The organism is Streptomyces rishiriensis (assembly GCF_030815485.1).
GTDB classification, from domain to species: Bacteria; Actinomycetota; Actinomycetes; order Streptomycetales; family Streptomycetaceae; genus Streptomyces; species Streptomyces rishiriensis_A.
Window position 1 is genome coordinate 4390272 of the sequence record NZ_JAUSWV010000002.1, and the last position, 16576, is coordinate 4406847.

12 protein-coding genes, 1 tRNA gene and 1 pseudogene are annotated in these 16576 nt (G+C 72.0%); 6 read left to right on the plus strand and 8 right to left on the minus strand.

The window, feature by feature from the left end:
• Positions 1–18 precede the first annotated feature (18 nt).
• Positions 19–867 carry an ABC transporter permease gene (locus QF030_RS22040; protein ID WP_307164368.1) on the minus strand — a complete coding sequence of 283 codons (849 nt, stop codon included), beginning with the start codon at positions 865–867 and terminating at the stop codon, positions 19–21.
• Positions 864–1907 carry an ATP-binding cassette domain-containing protein gene (locus tag QF030_RS22045; RefSeq protein ID WP_307164369.1) on the minus strand — a complete coding sequence of 348 codons (1044 nt, stop codon included), beginning with the start codon at positions 1905–1907 and terminating at the stop codon, positions 864–866. Before QF030_RS22045 ends, QF030_RS22040 begins: the two co-directional genes overlap by 4 nt.
• A gap of 159 nt (positions 1908–2066) precedes the next feature.
• Here QF030_RS22045 and QF030_RS22050 point away from each other — a divergent pair, with 159 nt between their 5' ends.
• The gene (locus QF030_RS22050; protein ID WP_307164370.1) at positions 2067–3059 is read left to right on the plus strand and encodes an NAD(P)H-quinone oxidoreductase; all 993 of its coding nucleotides are present in this window, start codon (positions 2067–2069) and stop codon (positions 3057–3059) included.
• A gap of 21 nt (positions 3060–3080) precedes the next feature.
• Here QF030_RS22050 and QF030_RS22055 read toward each other — a convergent pair whose 3' ends face one another.
• Positions 3081–3623, minus strand: a complete 543-nt coding sequence (locus QF030_RS22055) for a hypothetical protein (protein WP_307164371.1) — start codon at positions 3621–3623, stop codon at positions 3081–3083.
• A gap of 163 nt (positions 3624–3786) precedes the next feature.
• Here QF030_RS22055 and QF030_RS22060 point away from each other — a divergent pair, with 163 nt between their 5' ends.
• Positions 3787–4332, plus strand: coding sequence for a bacterial proteasome activator family protein (locus tag QF030_RS22060; RefSeq protein ID WP_307167650.1), 546 nt, complete (start codon positions 3787–3789; stop codon positions 4330–4332).
• 117 nt (positions 4333–4449) lie between these two features.
• Here the strand turns inward: QF030_RS22060 and QF030_RS22065 are convergent, their stop codons facing one another.
• Complete coding sequence (locus tag QF030_RS22065; RefSeq protein WP_307164372.1) at positions 4450–6081, minus strand: Stk1 family PASTA domain-containing Ser/Thr kinase; 1632 nt, start codon at positions 6079–6081, stop codon at positions 4450–4452.
• A gap of 358 nt (positions 6082–6439) precedes the next feature.
• Between QF030_RS22065 and QF030_RS22070 the strand changes: the two genes are divergently transcribed.
• The gene (locus QF030_RS22070) at positions 6440–8011 is read left to right on the plus strand and encodes a protein kinase domain-containing protein (protein WP_373428792.1); all 1572 of its coding nucleotides are present in this window, start codon (positions 6440–6442) and stop codon (positions 8009–8011) included.
• Positions 8012–8125: 114 nt separating this feature from the next.
• On the opposite strand, the gene QF030_RS22075 is transcribed toward QF030_RS22070, so the two are convergent.
• Together QF030_RS22075 and QF030_RS22080 are read right to left on the minus strand one after the other, a co-directional pair.
• Positions 8126–9334 carry a phosphotransferase gene (locus QF030_RS22075; RefSeq protein ID WP_307164373.1) on the minus strand — a complete coding sequence of 403 codons (1209 nt, stop codon included), beginning with the start codon at positions 9332–9334 and terminating at the stop codon, positions 8126–8128.
• Between the two features lie 197 nt (positions 9335–9531).
• Positions 9532–9737, minus strand: a pseudogene (locus QF030_RS22080) (DNA-binding response regulator); the annotation flags it as partial.
• A gap of 321 nt (positions 9738–10058) precedes the next feature.
• Between QF030_RS22080 and pdhA the strand changes: the two are divergent.
• Genes pdhA through QF030_RS22095 form a run of 3 tightly spaced genes read left to right on the plus strand, consistent with a single transcriptional unit; the run spans position 10059 to position 13801 of the window.
• The gene (gene pdhA / locus QF030_RS22085; protein WP_307164374.1) at positions 10059–11282 is read left to right on the plus strand and encodes a pyruvate dehydrogenase (acetyl-transferring) E1 component subunit alpha; all 1224 of its coding nucleotides are present in this window, start codon (positions 10059–10061) and stop codon (positions 11280–11282) included.
• Position 11283: 1 nt separating this feature from the next.
• Entirely contained in the window at positions 11284–12276 is a 993-nt protein-coding gene (locus QF030_RS22090; protein ID WP_307164375.1) for an alpha-ketoacid dehydrogenase subunit beta, read from the plus strand.
• A 10-nt stretch (positions 12277–12286) separates the two neighbouring features.
• Positions 12287–13801, plus strand: a complete 1515-nt coding sequence (locus tag QF030_RS22095; protein WP_307164376.1) for a dihydrolipoamide acetyltransferase family protein — start codon at positions 12287–12289, stop codon at positions 13799–13801.
• Positions 13802–13861: 60 nt separating this feature from the next.
• Here the strand turns inward: QF030_RS22095 and QF030_RS22100 are convergent, their stop codons facing one another.
• Positions 13862–16183, minus strand: a complete 2322-nt coding sequence (locus QF030_RS22100) for a hypothetical protein (RefSeq protein ID WP_307164377.1) — start codon at positions 16181–16183, stop codon at positions 13862–13864.
• Positions 16184–16186: 3 nt separating this feature from the next.
• Positions 16187–16258 (minus strand) — tRNA-Ser (locus QF030_RS22105).
• Positions 16259–16576: the final 318 nt, after the last annotated feature.

Sequence of the window (16576 nt, forward strand, 5' to 3'; positions counted from 1 at the left end):
CCCGGGCGCTGCCCGGCACTACTTGCGGTTGTAGAGCCGCATCGTCACCGGCCCGAAGACCAGCACGAACAGCCCGGCCCACCCCAGCGACCAGGCGATCTCCGCACCGGGCCGGTCACCTCCCATCAGTCCCCGCACCGCCGAGGCCAGATGGGTGACCGGGCTGTTGTTGACGAACGCCTGGAGCCAGCCCGGCATGGTGCGGGGGTCGACGAACACGTTGGACAGGAAGGTGAGCGGGAAGATCACCATCATGCTGACGCCCATCACCGACTTCTCGGTGCGCAGCAGCAGACCGAACATCGTCCAGATCCACGAGAACGCGAACGAGAAAACGACCAGCAGGGCGATTCCGGCGACCACCCCGGCGAGCCCGCCGTCCGGCCGGTAGCCGAGGACCATGCCGACGGTGAGCATCACGACGGACGCGATCGTGTAGCGCAGCGCGTCGCCCAGCAGGTAGCCGACCATCGTCGACGGCCGCCAGATCGGCAGGGTCCGGAAGCGGTCGAAGACGCCCTTCTCGATGTCGGTGTTCACCGAGACGCCCGTGTACATCGTGATCATCACGACCGACATCACCAGGATGCCCGGCAGCAGGAACTGGATGTACTTCTCCGGAGACCCGGCCAGGGCACCCCCGAACAGGTACGTGTACATCAGCACCATCATGATCGGGAACGCGGTGACGTCGAAGAGCTGCTCCGGCACGTGCTTGATCTTGAGGATCGCCCGCCAGCCGAAGGTGAGGGAGGCGGAGAGGGCGCTCGGGCGGGGCGGCCGCTCCCGCGCGACGAGCAGCTCTGCCAGCGACTCGGCGCTGACGGGGGCGAGATCCTGGACGTCCGTGCCGGTCACGGTGCTCATACCGCCACCTCGCCCTTCTGGTCGTGGGCCGGTGTTCCGGCATCGGCCCGTGTCCCCGGCTCGGTGTCGGTCTTCGTGTCGTGTCCGGTGAGGGCGAGGAACACCTCGTCCAGGCTGGGCTGACCCAGGGAGAAGTTGTCGACGACGACCCCGGCCCGGGCCAGCTCCCCGAGGGCCCGGGCGGCCTGTGCCGCGGCCGTGTCGCCCATGGCCGCGTCGAGCCGGGCGGTCAGCGCCACCGGGTCCGGCTCCCGCTGGACGTCCACGTCCAGGGCCAGCCGCAGCACCTGCTCGGCCGCGGGCCGCTGCTCGGCGTCGCGCAGCCGCAGATGGACGGAGCCGGCGCCGACGGACGCCTTCAGCTCGCCCTTCGTGCCCTCGGCGATGACCCGGCCCCGGTCGATGACGGCGATCCGGGACGCCAACTGGTCGGCCTCGTCCAGATACTGGGTGGTCAGCAGCACGGTGGTGCCCTGCGCGACCACAGCCCGCACGATGTCCCACACCTGGTTGCGGCTGCGTGGATCGAGTCCGGTCGTCGGCTCGTCGAGGAAGAGCAGGTCGGGTGTGCTGAGGATGGACGCGGCGATGTCGATCCGGCGTCGCATGCCGCCCGAGTAGTGCTTGACCTGCTTTGCGGCCGCTTCGGTGAGTCCGAACGCGGCGAGGAGCTGCGCGGACCGCTCCCGGGCGGCCTTCTTGCCGTGCCCGAGAAGCCGGCCGAGCAGCACCAGGTTCTCCATACCGGTGAGGTCCTCGTCCACGGACGCGTACTGGCCGGTCAGGCTCACCAGGCCGCGCACCTCGTCGGCCTCCCGGACGACGTCGTGGCCGAAGACACGGGCCTGGCCGCCGTCGGGACGCAGCAGCGTGGCCAGCATCTTCACGGTGGTCGTCTTGCCGGCGCCGTTCGGCCCGAGGACGCCGTAGACCGTGCCGGCGGGGACGGCGAGGTCGACGCCGTCCACGGCCCTGGTCGCGCCGAACGTCTTCACCAGGCCCGCAGTCTCGATCGCCAGGCCGGCGGTGTGCTGGCTCATGGGGGTTCCTTCCGCGTACAGGGGCTACGCATGGGGAGACCTTTACCGTCGTCCGAACTCATCGGTGATCGCATCCCGTTTTTCCGGGCCCGCCGATTCCGCCGATGCCGCCGCGGATCATGATCGGCATCCGGGAGGGGGAGGAGTAGCGTCCCCTTCATGCATGCGATCACGATTCCCGAACCCGGTGGCCCCGAGGCGCTCGTGTGGGACGAGGTCCCCGATCCCGTACCCGGTACGGGTGAGGTCCTGGTCGAGGTGGTGGCCGGCGCCGTCAACCGGGCCGACATCCTCCAGCGTCAGGGCTTCTACGATCCGCCGCCCGGCGCCTCCCGCTACCCCGGCCTGGAGTGTTCCGGCCGGATCGTCGAGGTCGGCTCCGGGGTCTCCGGCTGGGCCGTCGGCGATGAGGTGTGCGCGCTGCTCGCGGGCGGCGGATACGCCGAGAAGGTCGCCGTGCCGGCCGGTCAGCTGCTGCCGGTGCCGGACGGCGTCGACCTCCGGCGGGCCGCCGCGCTCCCCGAGGTGACCAGCACGGTCTGGTCGAACGTCTTCATGATCGCCCACCTCCGCCCCGGCGAGACGCTGCTCGTGCACGGCGGCTCCAGCGGCATCGGGACCATGGCGATCCAGCTGGCCAAGGCTGTCGGCGCCAGGGTCGCCGTCACCGCGGGCACCGAGGAGAAGCTGGCCCAGTGCGCCGAGCTGGGCGCGGACATCCTGATCAACTACCGCGAGCAGGACTTCGTGTCCGAGCTGAAGCAGGCCACGGACGGCGCGGGCGCCGACGTCATCCTCGACAACATGGGCGCCAAGTACCTGGACCGCAACGTCCAGGCACTCGCCGTCAACGGCCGCCTCGCGATCATCGGTATGCAGGGCGGCAGCAAGGCCGAGCTGAACATCGGCGCGCTGCTCGGCAAGCGCGCCGCGATCAGCGCGACCTCGCTGCGGGCCCGCCCCCTGGAGGAGAAGACGGCGATCGTGGCGGCCGTCCGCGAACACGTCTGGCCACTGCTCGCCGAGGGCCACGTCCGCCCCGTCGTCGACCGCGAAGTCCCGATGAGCGACGCGGCCGAGGCCCACCGGATCGTGGAGGGCAGCTCCCACGTCGGCAAGGTCCTGCTGGTCACGTCCGGGGCCAGGCCGTAGCTGCCCGGCGAGGCGGCGGCCTCAGGTGCGGCGCAGCCGCAGGCCTGCCAGGGCGAGGGCGATACCGAGGCCGATGAGGACGAGTCCGCTGCCGAGCGGCAGGATCTGAAGCACGGGACCGGCGGACCGCTCCGGCTGCTCCGCGGCCCGCCGGACGGCGTCCCGTGGCGCCGCCGAGGGCACGGGAGCGGCGGCCTCCGGCGACTCGGACGCGGCGGCGTCGCCGGAGAGGTCGCCCTCGCCGCTCTCCTCGCCCGCGTCCTCACCCGTACTGTCCTCGCCCTCCGTGTCCCGCGCCTCCTCCTCCGCCTCGTCCTCGGCCTCCTCCGTGTGGTCGCCCGCCCGTCCGGGCCGCTGGCGTCCCTCCCCCGCCCGGCTGCCGGCCCGGTCGGGTTCGGGGGAGGAGGGGCTGGGGGTGGCGGACGCGGACGCGGGGCCGTACGGCGCGACGGCCGCGTACGACGAGACTCCGCCGTAGGGCAGCAGCACGACCATGCCCAGCACGCCCGCGCCGACGCCCATGCCGGCCCGCATCGCCCACCACGCCTGCTGCCATGGAGTCACGTTCGTGACCCCCTCCCGGTGACCAGTCGCCAAGAAAAGACGCAATAAGCCTCACATCCGTGATCCATAGCCGCATTACGGACTCCGCCGAACGGAAACAGTGGATCACCTTTCCCGGGGGGTGCCACGGTGATGAGGTGGGGGCGTGCGAGAGAATGACGGCATGGAGATGCCGAGGAACGAAAGGTCGCCGGAGAACGCCCAGAAGATCCTGGTCGTAGGTCAGGACGGCATGGCGCTCGGTGACATCGACGCAGACGACGACTCCCGTGAGATCCCGGTGACCGAGCAGGTCGAGCAGCCGGCGAAGGTCATGCGGATCGGCAGCATGATCAAGCAGCTGCTCGAGGAGGTGCGCGCGGCCCCTCTCGACGAGGCGAGCCGGGCCCGGCTGAAGGAGATCCACTCCAGCTCGGTGAAGGAGCTGGAGGACGGTTTGGCGCCGGAGCTGGTCGAGGAGCTGGAGCGGCTCTCCCTGCCGTTCAACGAGGACTCGACGCCGAGCGACGCGGAACTGCGCATCGCGCAGGCCCAGCTGGTCGGCTGGCTGGAAGGCCTCTTCCACGGCATCCAGACCACCCTTTTCGCCCAGCAGATGGCCGCGCGTGCCCAGCTGGAGCAGATGCGTCGCGCGCTGCCGCCGGGAGTGAGTCACGAGGGCCTCGACGATCCGCGCGCGGGCGGCCGCTCGGGCGGACCGTACCTCTAGCGCCTCGGGCACCCCTGGTGCCTCTGGCGTCTGAAGCGCTGATCAGCTGTCCGTAGCCGTCCACACGAGAAGGGCCCCGCGTACGCCGCCGGGCCCTTCTCCCATGACGTCGGACGGTCAGGACGCCGGGTTGCCCGTGGAGACCTTGATCTCGATCTCGGGCATGTCCTTCGGGTCGACGTCCGTGCCGGCGGAGGGGAACTGGTCCATGACCGCTCCGTCGCCGTAGGTGTTCTCGTCCACCTTTGTGATCTTGTACTGCCAGCCGGCGGCCTGGAAGCACTCCTTGACCGAGCCGATGTACTTGAACTTGAAGTTCGGCACCCGGATCTTGTCGGGGTCGTTGTACGACTCCTGCGGCTCCGAGCACTCCGTCGCCTCGATCGTCTTGGAGGTGTCCGGTGCCCGGTAGTCCGCCGCCTTCGTCACCGAGGGCGAGGAGCTGGCGGTACCGCCCTTGGCGTCGTCGTCGCCGCCTCCCACCGCGAGGCTGGCGAGCAGGCCGCCGACCGCCACCACGGCGACGACGGCCGAGCCGATGAGCACCGGTTTGCTGTTCCGGCGGCCACCGCCGCCCGAGGACACCGAGGTCGACGGCTGCGGGCTCAGGTTGTATGCGGGCGGGGTGTGCGCGGCCTGCTGGTGGCCGTACGCCGGCGCGGGCGTCTGGTAGCCCTGCTGCGGATAGCCGTAGGAGGCGGACGGCGTCGGGGTGCCGTACGGGTTCGGGGTCGGCGCGGGCTGGTAGGGCGTCTGGACGCCGGCCTGGGGCGGCGGGGTGCTCTGGCCGACCGGCGGGAACACCGCGGAACCGACGCCCGCGCCGTTCGACGTCCGGGCGCCGGGCACGATGCTCGGCGGGGCCGGCTGGAAGGAGGCGGCGACCCGCAGGCACTCGTCGCGCATGGCGACGGCGGTCGGGAAGCGCTCGTTCGGGTTCTTCTTCAGCGCGCGGGCGATCAGCGCGTCGACGGCCGGCGGCAACGCCCGGTTGACCGAGGAGGGAGCCACCGGCTCCTCCTGCACATGCGCGTACGCGATCGCAAGCGGCGAATCGGCCTCGAACGGCAGTCGTCCGGTGACCAGTTGGAACAGCATGATGCCGACCGAGTACAGGTCGGAGCGGGCGTCCACCGCACGCCCCAGGGCCTGTTCGGGCGAAAGGTACTGCGGGGTGCCGACGACCATGCCGGTCTGCGTCATCGAGGTGACCCCGGACTGCATCGCGCGTGCGATGCCGAAGTCCATCACCTTGACCACGCCGCGCTTGGTCATCATCACGTTGCCGGGCTTGATGTCGCGGTGGACGAGCCCCATCTCGTGGCTGATCTCCAGCGCAGCCAGCACGTCCGCGGTGATCTTGAGCGCCTTGTCGGCGGGCATCGCGCCCTGCTGCCGCACGTCCTCGTCGAGCACCGAGCCGAGCGGGCGGCCCTCGATGTACTCCATGACGATGTACGGAGTCGTCAGTCCCTCGACGTCGTCCTCGCCGGTGTCGAAGACGGAGACGATGTTGGTGTGCGTGAGCTTGGCCACGGCCTGGGCCTCGCGGCGGAACCGCTCGCGGAAGGCCTGCTCGCGGCCGAGCTCGGTGTGCAGGGTCTTCACCGCGACCTGACGGTCGAGCACGGCGTCGTAGGCGAGGTGCACCGAGGCCATGCCGCCCTCGCCGAGCAAGTCGCGCAGCTGATACCGGCCGGCGGCGAGCGCCCGCCCCGCGTACCGGCCCTGCGCGCCGTCCTGGCTCATCTTCTGCGTCCCCCGTAGGCCCTCAGGCGCCGTTGACTGTCGTTGATCGAAAGTGCTATTCCCGGCCAAGTCTGCCGTAGGGCACCGACACGTCAAGCTCGGTGCCCGTTCCGTGACCCTACGAGAAAGAAGCGTCGCGGAAGCGTTACAGGTGCCGTACGGCCGGTACACAGAATTTGCACGTCGGTACGGAGTACAGGTTTGATGACCGGTCCGCCGTGGACCGGCGCCCGGGCCCGCCCCGGGCGATGTTCCGGGGATCGGCCCGGGCCGGAGGCTTGCGCGGAGGCTGTAGCGTGGCCGACGGAGACCGTAACAACACCGCGCGCACCGCGGGCAGAAACGACGGCGAGGACTGATGGCACAGCAGCGCGCTCAGGGCCCGTCCGACCCCGAGGCGACTGGCGGCGGTATGTCAGATGCGCCGGAGAACTGGGGCAACGGCGGACTGGTCGGGGACGGCCGATACCGGCTGACCCGCAGACTCGGCCGAGGTGGCATGGCCGAGGTGTTCGCGGCCGAGGACGTACGCCTCGGACGCACCGTCGCGGTGAAGCTGCTGCGCGCCGATCTCGCCGAGGACCCCGTGTCCAAGGCCCGCTTCACGCGTGAGGCGCAGTCGGTGGCCGGCCTCAACCACCACGCGATCGTCGCCGTGTACGACTCCGGCGAGGACTTCGTGGGCGGCCAGAGCGTGCCGTACATCGTGATGGAGATCGTCGAGGGACGCACCATCCGCGACCTCCTCCTCAACGCCGAGGCGCCCGGGCCCGAGCAGGCCCTGATCATCACCTCCGGGGTCCTGGAAGCGCTCGCCTACTCGCACCAGCACGGCATCGTGCACCGCGACATCAAGCCCGCGAACGTGATCATCACGCACAACGGCGCGGTCAAGGTGATGGACTTCGGCATCGCGCGCGCCCTGCACGGCGCGTCCACGACGATGACGCAGACCGGCATGGTCATGGGCACCCCGCAGTACCTCTCCCCCGAGCAGGCGCTCGGCAAGGCCGTCGACTACCGCTCCGACCTGTACGCGACGGGCTGCCTGCTGTACGAACTCCTCGCGCTGCGGCCGCCGTTCACCGGCGAGACGCCGCTGTCGGTGGTCTACCAGCACGTGCAGGACATCCCGGTGCCGCCGTCGCAGACCTCGGACGGGCAGTGCCCGCCGGAGCTCGACGGTCTGGTCATGCGGTCCCTGGCCAAGGATCCCGACGACCGGTTCCAGACGGCGGAGGAGATGCGCGGCCTGGTCCAGTACGGGCTCCAGATGCTGTACGACCAGGGCGGCCACACCGGCACCTGGAACACCGGCCCGGTCGGGGCACCCGACGGCCGCGGCACGCCCGCGGGCGGCTTCGCGAGCACGACCGCGGTGGCCCACGGCGCCGACGGTTCCAGCACCTCGCAGATCCCGCAGCCGATCCTGCCCACCGGTTACGGCGGCGGTGACGACGGCGGCTTCGAGGGGCACGGCAACAAGGGCAGCGGCCGCGGCAAGCTGTGGATCCTCGCCGTCTTCGCGGTGATCGCCATCGCCGCGGGCGTCGCGCTCGCGTTGAACGGCCAGGGGAAGGGGAGCGGCGACGCCGACACCTCGCCTTCGCCGTCCACCTCGCAGTCCGCGACGGACGACGCCTCCACCGAGACGCCGAGCGACGAGGCGACGGACACGTCCACGGACGACAGTTCGGACAACAGCTCCAATTCGGACGACAACTCGAACTGGACGCCGTCCTACACGCCCTCGGACACGCCGGAGTCCTCCCCCTCCGAGTCGGCCAGCAGCGAGCCGACCGACGAGGAGACCGAGACCCAGCCGTCGGACGAGCCGACGGACACGGAGACCGAGCCGAGCGACCAGCCCACGGACACCGAGACGGGCGGAGCCGACCAGGGCAACACCACGCTCGGCGGCCTCGGCTGACCGACCGGCGTACGCCGTCACCGCGTCACGCGCGCGTGGACCCGTGACAGGGCTCCACACGCGCGTGTCGCGTTTTCGGGGAGCCCGGGTCAGTCCGCTCTTGGGGGAGCCCGTTCAGTCCGCGAACGCGCCGCACACCGCGTCGTACTCCCGGGTCCACCACACGGCGAGGGCCGAGGCCGCCGGGAACTGGGAGTCCGCGCGGGTGTCGCCGCGCTCGTAGTGCCAGCGCAGCATCCAGAAGTCGTTGAGACGCTCCCACCACACCCGGTGCACGGCCGCCGTGAGCTCGCAGGGCGTGGCCCCGGCCGCGCGTCGGTAGGCGCGGGCGTACTCCCTCGCCTTCGGCAGGTCGAGGCTCCCGTCGGGACGGACGAAGAAGATCGCGGCGGCGCGGACCGCCTCCTCGGCGCGGGGCTGCACGCCCAGCCGGTCCCAGTCGACGATGGCGGCGGGGGCGTCACCGCGGTAGAGCAGGTTGAAGGGGTGGAAGTCCCCGTGCACCCAGCCGACCGGGCCGCCGTGCGGGGGACGCCGGTCCGCGTGCCGTTCCAGCAGCGCGCGCCTCTCCACCAGGCGGTGGCGGGCGAGTTCGTCGAAGGAGTCGGCGGGTCGGTGGCGGTGCACGCGCGCGAGGAGGTCGTCGATGAGGACGAAGGTGTCGGCGGGGTCGGGGCTCGGAGCGGGGGCGGTGGTCTCGACGGGCGTGGTGCGCGCGGCAGGCGCCGTGCGCTCGGCGGAGGCGGTGACCGCGCCGCGGGCGTGACGCTCCGGACAGGTGGCGCGGTGCTCGGGGGAGCGCTCGAGGCCGTGCTCCGGGTCGCTTTCCGGAACGCGCGCCGGGGGCGTGTCGGCTCCGGGCCTTCGGGGGACGTGACCTCCGCGAGCCGGGGGAGGTCGCTCGCCGTGGGCCGCCCGCATGACGTGTTCCAGGCCGGCGTGCACCACCCCCAGCAGCGCTCCCAGGCGGCCGCACTGGCCGGGGGTGAGCTGGGCGCCGTGGCGGTGGCGGCCGTCGATCCACGGGTGCAGGGCGTAGGCGTGGCCGCCGACGACGGCGACCGTGTGTCCGTCGCGGCCGGGAAGCGGGGGAGCGACCGGGACGCCGAGGTCGGCCAGGCGCTCGGTGGCCCGGTGCTGGCGGGCGATGGCGGCGGGGTCGGCGGTGTCGGGGTCGAAGTGGTGCTTGAGGAAGTAGCGGCCCCGGGTGGTGCGCAGCCGGTAGCCGCGGTTCAGCAGCCCCTCGTCGACGGGCTCACAGGTGAGCGCGGTGCCGGCGGCGTAGCGGCGGAGCAGGGCGCCCAGAGGGGGCGCGTGGAGCACTAAAGGTGGTACACAGGAGCGCGGCACGCGCCTGATGCTAGGGCACGATTCGAGGCTGTGAGCTGGGCGTCGTCACAGAACGTCACCGAAGGTCAACAGGTGTCACAGACGGTCGGTTCAGGTCGCTTCCGGTTGCCGCCGGGTGGGAACGGTGACGCATCGCGGCGTCACACGCAGGTGGACCGGGGCGTCGGCCCCTCCGTGCCGCTGCCGTCCGGGACCGTACGTCGAGCACCGCCACGTCGGGCTCGGCGGCGGGGAGGCGCGCCAGCGCGTCCGCCGCCGTGCCGACCTCTCCCCACACCTCCACATCGCTCTCCGCGGAGAGCATCCCGCCGACCCCGCGCCGGACGATCTCATGGCCGGCGAGTAGGAAAAGGGTGAATTCTCGTTCTTCGCGCACTCGGTCGGTCTCACATACGGAGTCTTCCCGTGGACCGGGTGCCCGGGATAACGTGCCGTTGCTCCGGCCTCCTGCAAGGCTGTGACCAGGCTCTCTCCCGACTTTGCCGATTTACTTGGAAATCCAAGCAAAAACGCAGGTCAAGAGGGGTTTCACAGAAATGTGAAGCACTGGGTAACGTGATGACCGCAGGGCGCTCGCCGGGGCACCTGTCACACCTGTTCCGACCGAGTGGCACCCACCCCGTGCACGGGTGTCGGACTCAGGTGAGCCGCACTGGTACCCGGCAACCCCGGGGGCCGGACCGACGGAGGAGCACACGTGACCGTGGAGAGCACTGCCGCGCGCAAGCCGCGACGCAGCGCCGGAAGCAAGGCCGGCACCACCGGCACCGAGCGCACCACCCGCACCACCGCCAGGAAGGCCGCCGAGCCCGAGCTCGTGCAGCTTCTGACGCCGGAGGGCAAGCGGGTCAAGAACGCGAAGAACGCCGAGTACGCCAAGTACGTCGCCGGCATCACCCCCGAGGAGCTCCGCGGCCTCTACCGCGACATGGTGCTCACCCGCCGCTTCGACGCCGAGGCCACCGCGCTCCAGCGCCAGGGCGAGCTGGGCCTGTGGGCCTCGCTGCTCGGCCAGGAGGCCGCCCAGATCGGCTCCGGCCGGGCCCTGCGCGACGACGACTACGTCTTCCCGACCTACCGCGAGCACGGCGTCGCCTGGTGCCGCGGGGTCGACCCGACCAACCTGCTCGGCATGTTCCGGGGGGTGAACAACGGCGGCTGGGACCCCAACGGCAACAACTTCCACCTCTACACGATCGTCATCGGCTCCCAGACCCTGCACGCGACGGGCTACGCCATGGGCGTCGCCAAGGACGGCGCGGACAGCGCGGTGATCGCCTACTTCGGCGACGGCGCGAGCAGCCAGGGCGATGTCGCGGAGTCCTTCACCTTCTCCGCCGTCTACAACGCGCCGGTCGTGTTCTTCTGCCAGAACAACCAGTGGGCCATCTCCGAGCCCACCGAGAAGCAGACCCGGGTGCCGCTCTACCAGCGCGCCCAGGGTTACGGCTTCCCCGGCGTCCGCGTCGACGGCAACGACGTCCTCGCCTGCCTCGCGGTCACCAGGTGGGCGCTGGACCGGGCCCGCGACGGCGAGGGACCCACCCTCGTCGAGGCGTACACGTACCGCATGGGCGCCCACACCACCTCCGACGACCCGACGAAGTACCGGGCCGACGAGGAGCGCGAGGCCTGGGAGGCGAAGGACCCGATCCTGCGCCTGCGCCGCCACCTGGAGGCCTCAAACCACACGGACGAGGGATTCTTCGCGGAACTCGAGGCGGAGAGCGAGGCGTTGGGCAGGCGAGTGCGCGAAGCGGTCCGCGCCATGCCGGACCCGGACCGCTTCGCCATCTTCGAGCACGTGTACGCGGACGGACACGCGCTCGTCGACGAGGAGCGGGCCCAGTTCGCGGCCTACCAGGCATCGTTCGCGACGGAAGCCGAGAGCGGCTTCGCCGCGGGTTCGGGGGACAACTGAGATGGCGGAGACCGTGACGTCCAAGAACCTGGCCCTGGCCAAGGCGATCAACGAGTCGTTGCGCCGCGCCCTGGAGGAGGACCCCAAGGTCCTGATCATGGGTGAGGACGTCGGCAAGCTCGGCGGCGTCTTCCGGGTGACGGACGGCCTGCAGAAGGACTTCGGCGAGAGCCGTGTCATCGACACCCCGCTCGCCGAGTCCGGCATCGTCGGCACCGCGATCGGGCTGGCCCTGCGCGGCTACCGCCCGGTGGTGGAGATCCAGTTCGACGGCTTCGTGTTCCCGGCCTACGACCAGATCGTCACCCAGCTCGCCAAGATGCACGCGCGCTCGCTCGGCAAGGTCAAGCTGCCGGTCGTCGTCCGCATCCCCTACGGCGGCGGCATCGGCGCGGTCGAGCACCACTCGGAGTCGCCGGAGGCCCTCTTCGCCCACGTGTCGGGCCTGAAGATCGTCTCCCCGTCCAACGCGTCCGACGCGTACTGGATGATGCAGCAGGCCATCCAGAGCGACGACCCGGTGATCTTCTTCGAGCCGAAGCGGCGCTACTGGGACAAGGGCGAGGTCAACCCCGAGGCGATCCCCGGCCCGCTGCACAGGGCCCAGGTCGTCCGTGAGGGCACGGACCTGACCCTCGTCGCCTACGGCCCGATGGTGAAGCTCTGCCAGGAGGTCGCCGCCGCGGCCGCAGAGGAGGGCAAGAACCTGGAGATCCTGGACCTGCGGTCGGTGTCCCCCCTGGACTTCGACGCGATCCAGACGTCGGTGGAGAAGACCCGCCGCCTGGTGGTCGTCCACGAGGCGCCGGTGTTCTTCGGCTCCGGCGCGGAGATCGCCGCCCGGATCACCGAGCGCTGCTTCTACCACCTGGAGGCCCCGGTGCTCAGGGTCGGCGGCTATCACGCGCCGTACCCGCCGGCGCGCCTGGAGGAGGAGTACCTGCCGGGCCTGGACCGGGTGCTCGACGCCGTCGACCGTGCCCTGGCGTACTGAGGAGAGGGTCGTGACGACGATGACGGAAGCGTCCGTACGCGAGTTCAAGATGCCCGATGTGGGCGAGGGGCTCACCGAAGCCGAGATCCTCAAGTGGTACGTCCAGCCCGGCGACACGGTGACGGACGGCCAGGTGGTGTGCGAGGTCGAGACGGCCAAGGCCGCCGTCGAACTGCCCATCCCCTACGACGGGGTGGTCCGCGCACTGCACTTCCCCGAGGGCACCACGGTCGACGTGGGCATGTCGATCATTGCCGTGGACGTGGCGGGAGGGGCGGGCGGCGCCCCGGTCACCGCCCCGGTCGCCGAGGTACCGGCGCAGGCGGCCGTGCAGACGCCCGCGCAGGCCCCGGCCGCCCCCGAGAAGCAGCCGGAGCCGGCGCAGGCCGAGGCACCGCGGGCAGCGGCACCGCAGGCCGAGGCCGCGAAGCCGGTGGGTTCCGGCCGTCAGCCGGTCCTCGTCGGGTACGGCGTGGCCGCGTCCTCCACCAAGCGCCGTCCGCGCAAGGGACCGGAGATCGCCGTCCCCCGGGTCCCGGACACGATCCAGGCGGAGCTGAACGGCCACGGCGGCGCGCCCGCCGTGCGGGAGCGCCCGCTGGCCAAGCCGCCGGTGCGCAAGCTGGCCAAGGACCTCGGCGTCGATCTCGCCACGGTGGTCCCGTCCGGCCCGGACGGCATCATCACCCGCGAGGACGTCCACGCGGCGGTGGCCCCGGCAGCCCCGGTGACCCAGGCCGCCGCGGTGGCCGAGCCGGCGCCGCAGGTGACCCAGGCTCCGGCCACGACCCCCGCCGCCGTGCCCGTGCCGTCGTACGACACGGCTCGTGAGACCCGTGTCCCGGTCAAGGGCGTCCGCAAGGCGACGGCGGCGGCGATGGTCGGTTCGGCCTTCACCGCGCCGCACGTCACGGAGTTCGTGACCATCGACGTGACGCGCACGCTGAAGCTGGTCGAGGAGCTCAAGCAGGACAAGGACATGCAGGGGCTGCGGGTCAATCCGCTCCTGCTGATCGCCAAAGCCCTGCTGGTCGCCGTCAAGCGCAATCCGGAGATCAACGCCTCCTGGGACGAGGCGGCGCAGGAGATCGTGGTCAAGCACTACGTCAACCTGGGCATCGCGGCCGCGACCCCCAGGGGCCTGCTGGTCCCGAACATCAAGGACGCCCACGCCAAGACGCTGCCGCAGCTGGCGGAGTCCCTGGGCGAGCTGGTCTCGACGGCGAGGGAGGGCCGGACGTCCCCGGCCGCCATGCAGGGCGGCACGGTGACCATCACCAACGTCGGCGTCTTCGGCGTCGACACCGGCACCCCGATCCTCAACCCCGGCGAGTCCGCGATCCTCGCGATCGGCGCGATCAAGCTGCAGCCGTGGGTCCACAAGGGCAAGGTGAAGCCACGTCAGGTGACGACACTGGCGCTGAGCTTCGACCACCGGCTGGTGGACGGGGAGCTGGGCTCCAAGGTGCTGGCCGACGTGGCGGCGATCCTGGAGCAGCCCAGGAAGCTGATCACCTGGGGTTAGGCCGGGCCCCGCGGGCAGGGCCGCGCATCCCGAGGGAGCGCGGCCCACGCCCCGGCGGTCTCAGCCCGCCGACGCCGGGTCCGGACGCAGCCAGTGTCCGTCCGTGGTCCAGCCGAGGAGCAGCCGGCCGGCGCCCTCGTCCGCCCGGCCGCCCTCGGCGACCTGGTGCAGGCCGGTCAGGGCGGGGGCCAGTCGCCCCGCCACATGGCCGGGGTGCCGGGCCAGCTCCTCCGACAGCCGGCCCGGCATGCGGGCCCGCTCGCCGGGGGTGCACAGGGACAGGTGGAACACCAGCTGCCGCCAGGCGTAGGCCACGTCCTTGATGGTGCTCAGCGGGCGGGGGTTGCCGTGCACGCGGCCGGTCAGCCGACACACGGTGACGAAAGAGCGGCGGGCCAGCTCCGCCCAGCCCGCGGCCGGGGCGATGCCGACCCGGTGGACCAGGGTGGCCAGGTTGTGCGTGGTGAGGATCTGCGCCTGCTCGATCACCTTGCCGTTCGCGGCCACCGATCCGTCTCCGCGCCGCGACCGGGACGAGCCGGCCTCGGCCCGCTCGACGCACAGCTTCGCGAACCCGGGCGAGGTCCTGGCCCCGTACGACGTCGTCAGCGCCTCGCCGGCCTCGGCGATCGCCAGGTTGTGGACGGCCCGGTAGTCGATGGCGTAGTAGCGCTCGTAGAGCGAGCCGCCACCCAGCAGCTCCGCCGCGACCCGGGCCGCGGCGAGGAACTTCGGCGTGAACGTGCCCATGAAGATGTCCGCGGCCAGCTCCTCGACCAGCGGAGCGTCCAGCTCGGCCTGGCGGGCCAGCAGGGACAGCTCCCGGACCAGGGGGTTGGGCAGGATCGTGCCGGGGAAGCCCTGCACGGCCAGCTCACCGAGCTGCCGCAGCGCGACGGCCGACACTGCGCCCGCCGCACCGTCCGCGCGCTGCCCGGCCACGGCCCGCACCCACGGCAGTTCCTCCGCCCGTACCTGCCGCTGGAGGTTGAGCAGCAGCAGCGAACGGCGGCCCGCGAACGCCCGGTGATGGGCGGCCGCCAGCGTGCGCAGGGCCGGGTCGGGGTAGGCCTGCGCGGTGGTGGCGGCGACGAGCTGCGGTACGAGCTCGGCCAGCACCTCCGCGGAGGGCACGACCCCGCGTTCCACGAGGGTGCTCAGGGGCGCGCTCCACGCTGCCTCGACGGGCCGCCGGACACAGGCCGGAACCACCGCCCCCGCGGGCAGCCCCGTCTCCCGCGCCTCCTCCTCGCTCACGTCGGCGACGAGCGGCGCGACCTCGGCCACGCCCGCCTGCGGGTCCAGCCCGGAGAGCCGCCGCAGCACCAGCTGCGCCAGCGCGTGGTGCGAAGGCAGCGCCGCCTGCGCGGCCTGCTCCCGGCGCAGCGCGACGAGCCGAGCGGAGCCGGGCAGCCCGCGCCGCCGCACCATGGACGTGACGGCATGCCGCAGCAGCCCCAGCCGGCGCGCGTCCAGTTCCCGCCCGGCGACGGTCTCCTCCAGCGCCCCGCGCAGGATGGCCAGGTTCTCCTTGGGCTTGAGATGCTTGGTGCAGTAAGTGTGACGTCCGGCCAGGTCGCGGTAGCGGCGCAGCAGTTCCGCGCCGTGCCCGCGCCAGGCGGCGTCGGGGGCGCGCGTCAGCACCCGGGTCGGCTGACCGGCTTCGGCGGTCTCCAGCCAGTGGGCGAGCAGTTCGTCGCCGAACGGCTGCCACACGGCCAGCGCCTCCCGCTGCGTCTCCACCGCCTCGCTGGTCCGCCGTATCGCCAGCCGCTCGCCGGCCTCGGCGACGGTCCGCCGGTGCACCGCGTCGGAGTCGGGCGCCCGGCGGGTGGAGGGGCGGGGCGTGAACCGCAGCCGTCCGGCGAACGGGGCGAGTTCCTCGACGAGTCCGAGCGCCGCGTCCGTCTCCCCGGCCCGGGCCAGCCAGGCCACGGTGAGCAGGGCGGCCTCCTCGGGGACGGTCACCTCGTACCGTCCGCCGTCGAGGAGTTCGTAGAGCTGTGCCAGCCCGTCCTCGGACAGCCAGTACGCGAACAGCGCCTGCCTGTCCCGCGGCACCCCGGCCCGGCGCGCGGCCTCGGCCTCGTACTCCGTCAGGGGGCCGCCGGCGCGCGGCGCGCCGGTGGCTAAGCCGCCACGGAGGACCTCGGGTGTCACCCACGCGGGCAGATCCCGGACCGGTGTGCGGGAGCCGATGGTGAGCAGGCCGTTCGCCATGCCCGCCAGCACGGACCGCCACGCACGCTGTCGTTCCCCGGCGCGCCGGCGGGTGTCGGGGTCTTCGTGGGCGAGCGCGGTGCTGAACGCCCTGGCCAGTTGGCCGGAGGCGTAGCCCGGGTTGGCCTCTGCGAGGTGCTGCTGGTCAGCGTCGTCGTTCATAAGCCGACGTGACGGGTGCCGCCCCCGCGCCCTCCGGGTCTCGAGCCCGGTGCTCTGCTGCTGAGCTACACGTCGATGAGCCGACGTGGCAGGTTCCGCCCCTGCGCCCTCCGGGTCTGAAGCCCGGCGCTCTGGCTACTGAGCTACACGTCGATGAGGCCCGACGGTAGACGTCGAACGCCCGTCCGGACAACCGTGTTTAGCCCTGGGCCGCCCGGAAGAGCCGTCCGCCATCCTCGCCATCCGCGCTGCCCGCACCGCCCGCGCCGTTCCAGACAGTCCGGCAGTCCCGGCAGCCCACGCAGTCCCGGCGGCCCACGGTCCCGGCCGTGCGTTCAGTCCCGGCCGTCCACGCCGTCCCGCCGTGCGTGCATTCCCGCCCGTCAACGCAGT

Bases quoted from the DNA above. Each gene is read 5' to 3' on its own strand.
- QF030_RS22065 (WP_307164372.1), bottom strand. From the start codon at position 6,081: ATGAGCCAGGACGGCGCGCAGGGCCGGTACGCGGGGCGGGCGCTCGCC.
- QF030_RS22070 (WP_373428792.1), top strand. From the start codon at position 6,440: ATGGCACAGCAGCGCGCTCAGGGCCCGTCCGACCCCGAGGCGACTGGC.
- QF030_RS22090 (WP_307164375.1), top strand. From the start codon at position 11,284: ATGGCGGAGACCGTGACGTCCAAGAACCTGGCCCTGGCCAAGGCGATC.
- QF030_RS22050 (WP_307164370.1), top strand. From the start codon at position 2,067: ATGCATGCGATCACGATTCCCGAACCCGGTGGCCCCGAGGCGCTCGTG.
- QF030_RS22045 (WP_307164369.1), bottom strand. From the start codon at position 1,907: ATGAGCCAGCACACCGCCGGCCTGGCGATCGAGACTGCGGGCCTGGTG.
- QF030_RS22060 (WP_307167650.1), top strand. From the start codon at position 3,787: ATGGAGATGCCGAGGAACGAAAGGTCGCCGGAGAACGCCCAGAAGATC.
- QF030_RS22040 (WP_307164368.1), bottom strand. From the start codon at position 867: ATGAGCACCGTGACCGGCACGGACGTCCAGGATCTCGCCCCCGTCAGC.
- QF030_RS22100 (WP_307164377.1), bottom strand. From the start codon at position 16,183: ATGAACGACGACGCTGACCAGCAGCACCTCGCAGAGGCCAACCCGGGC.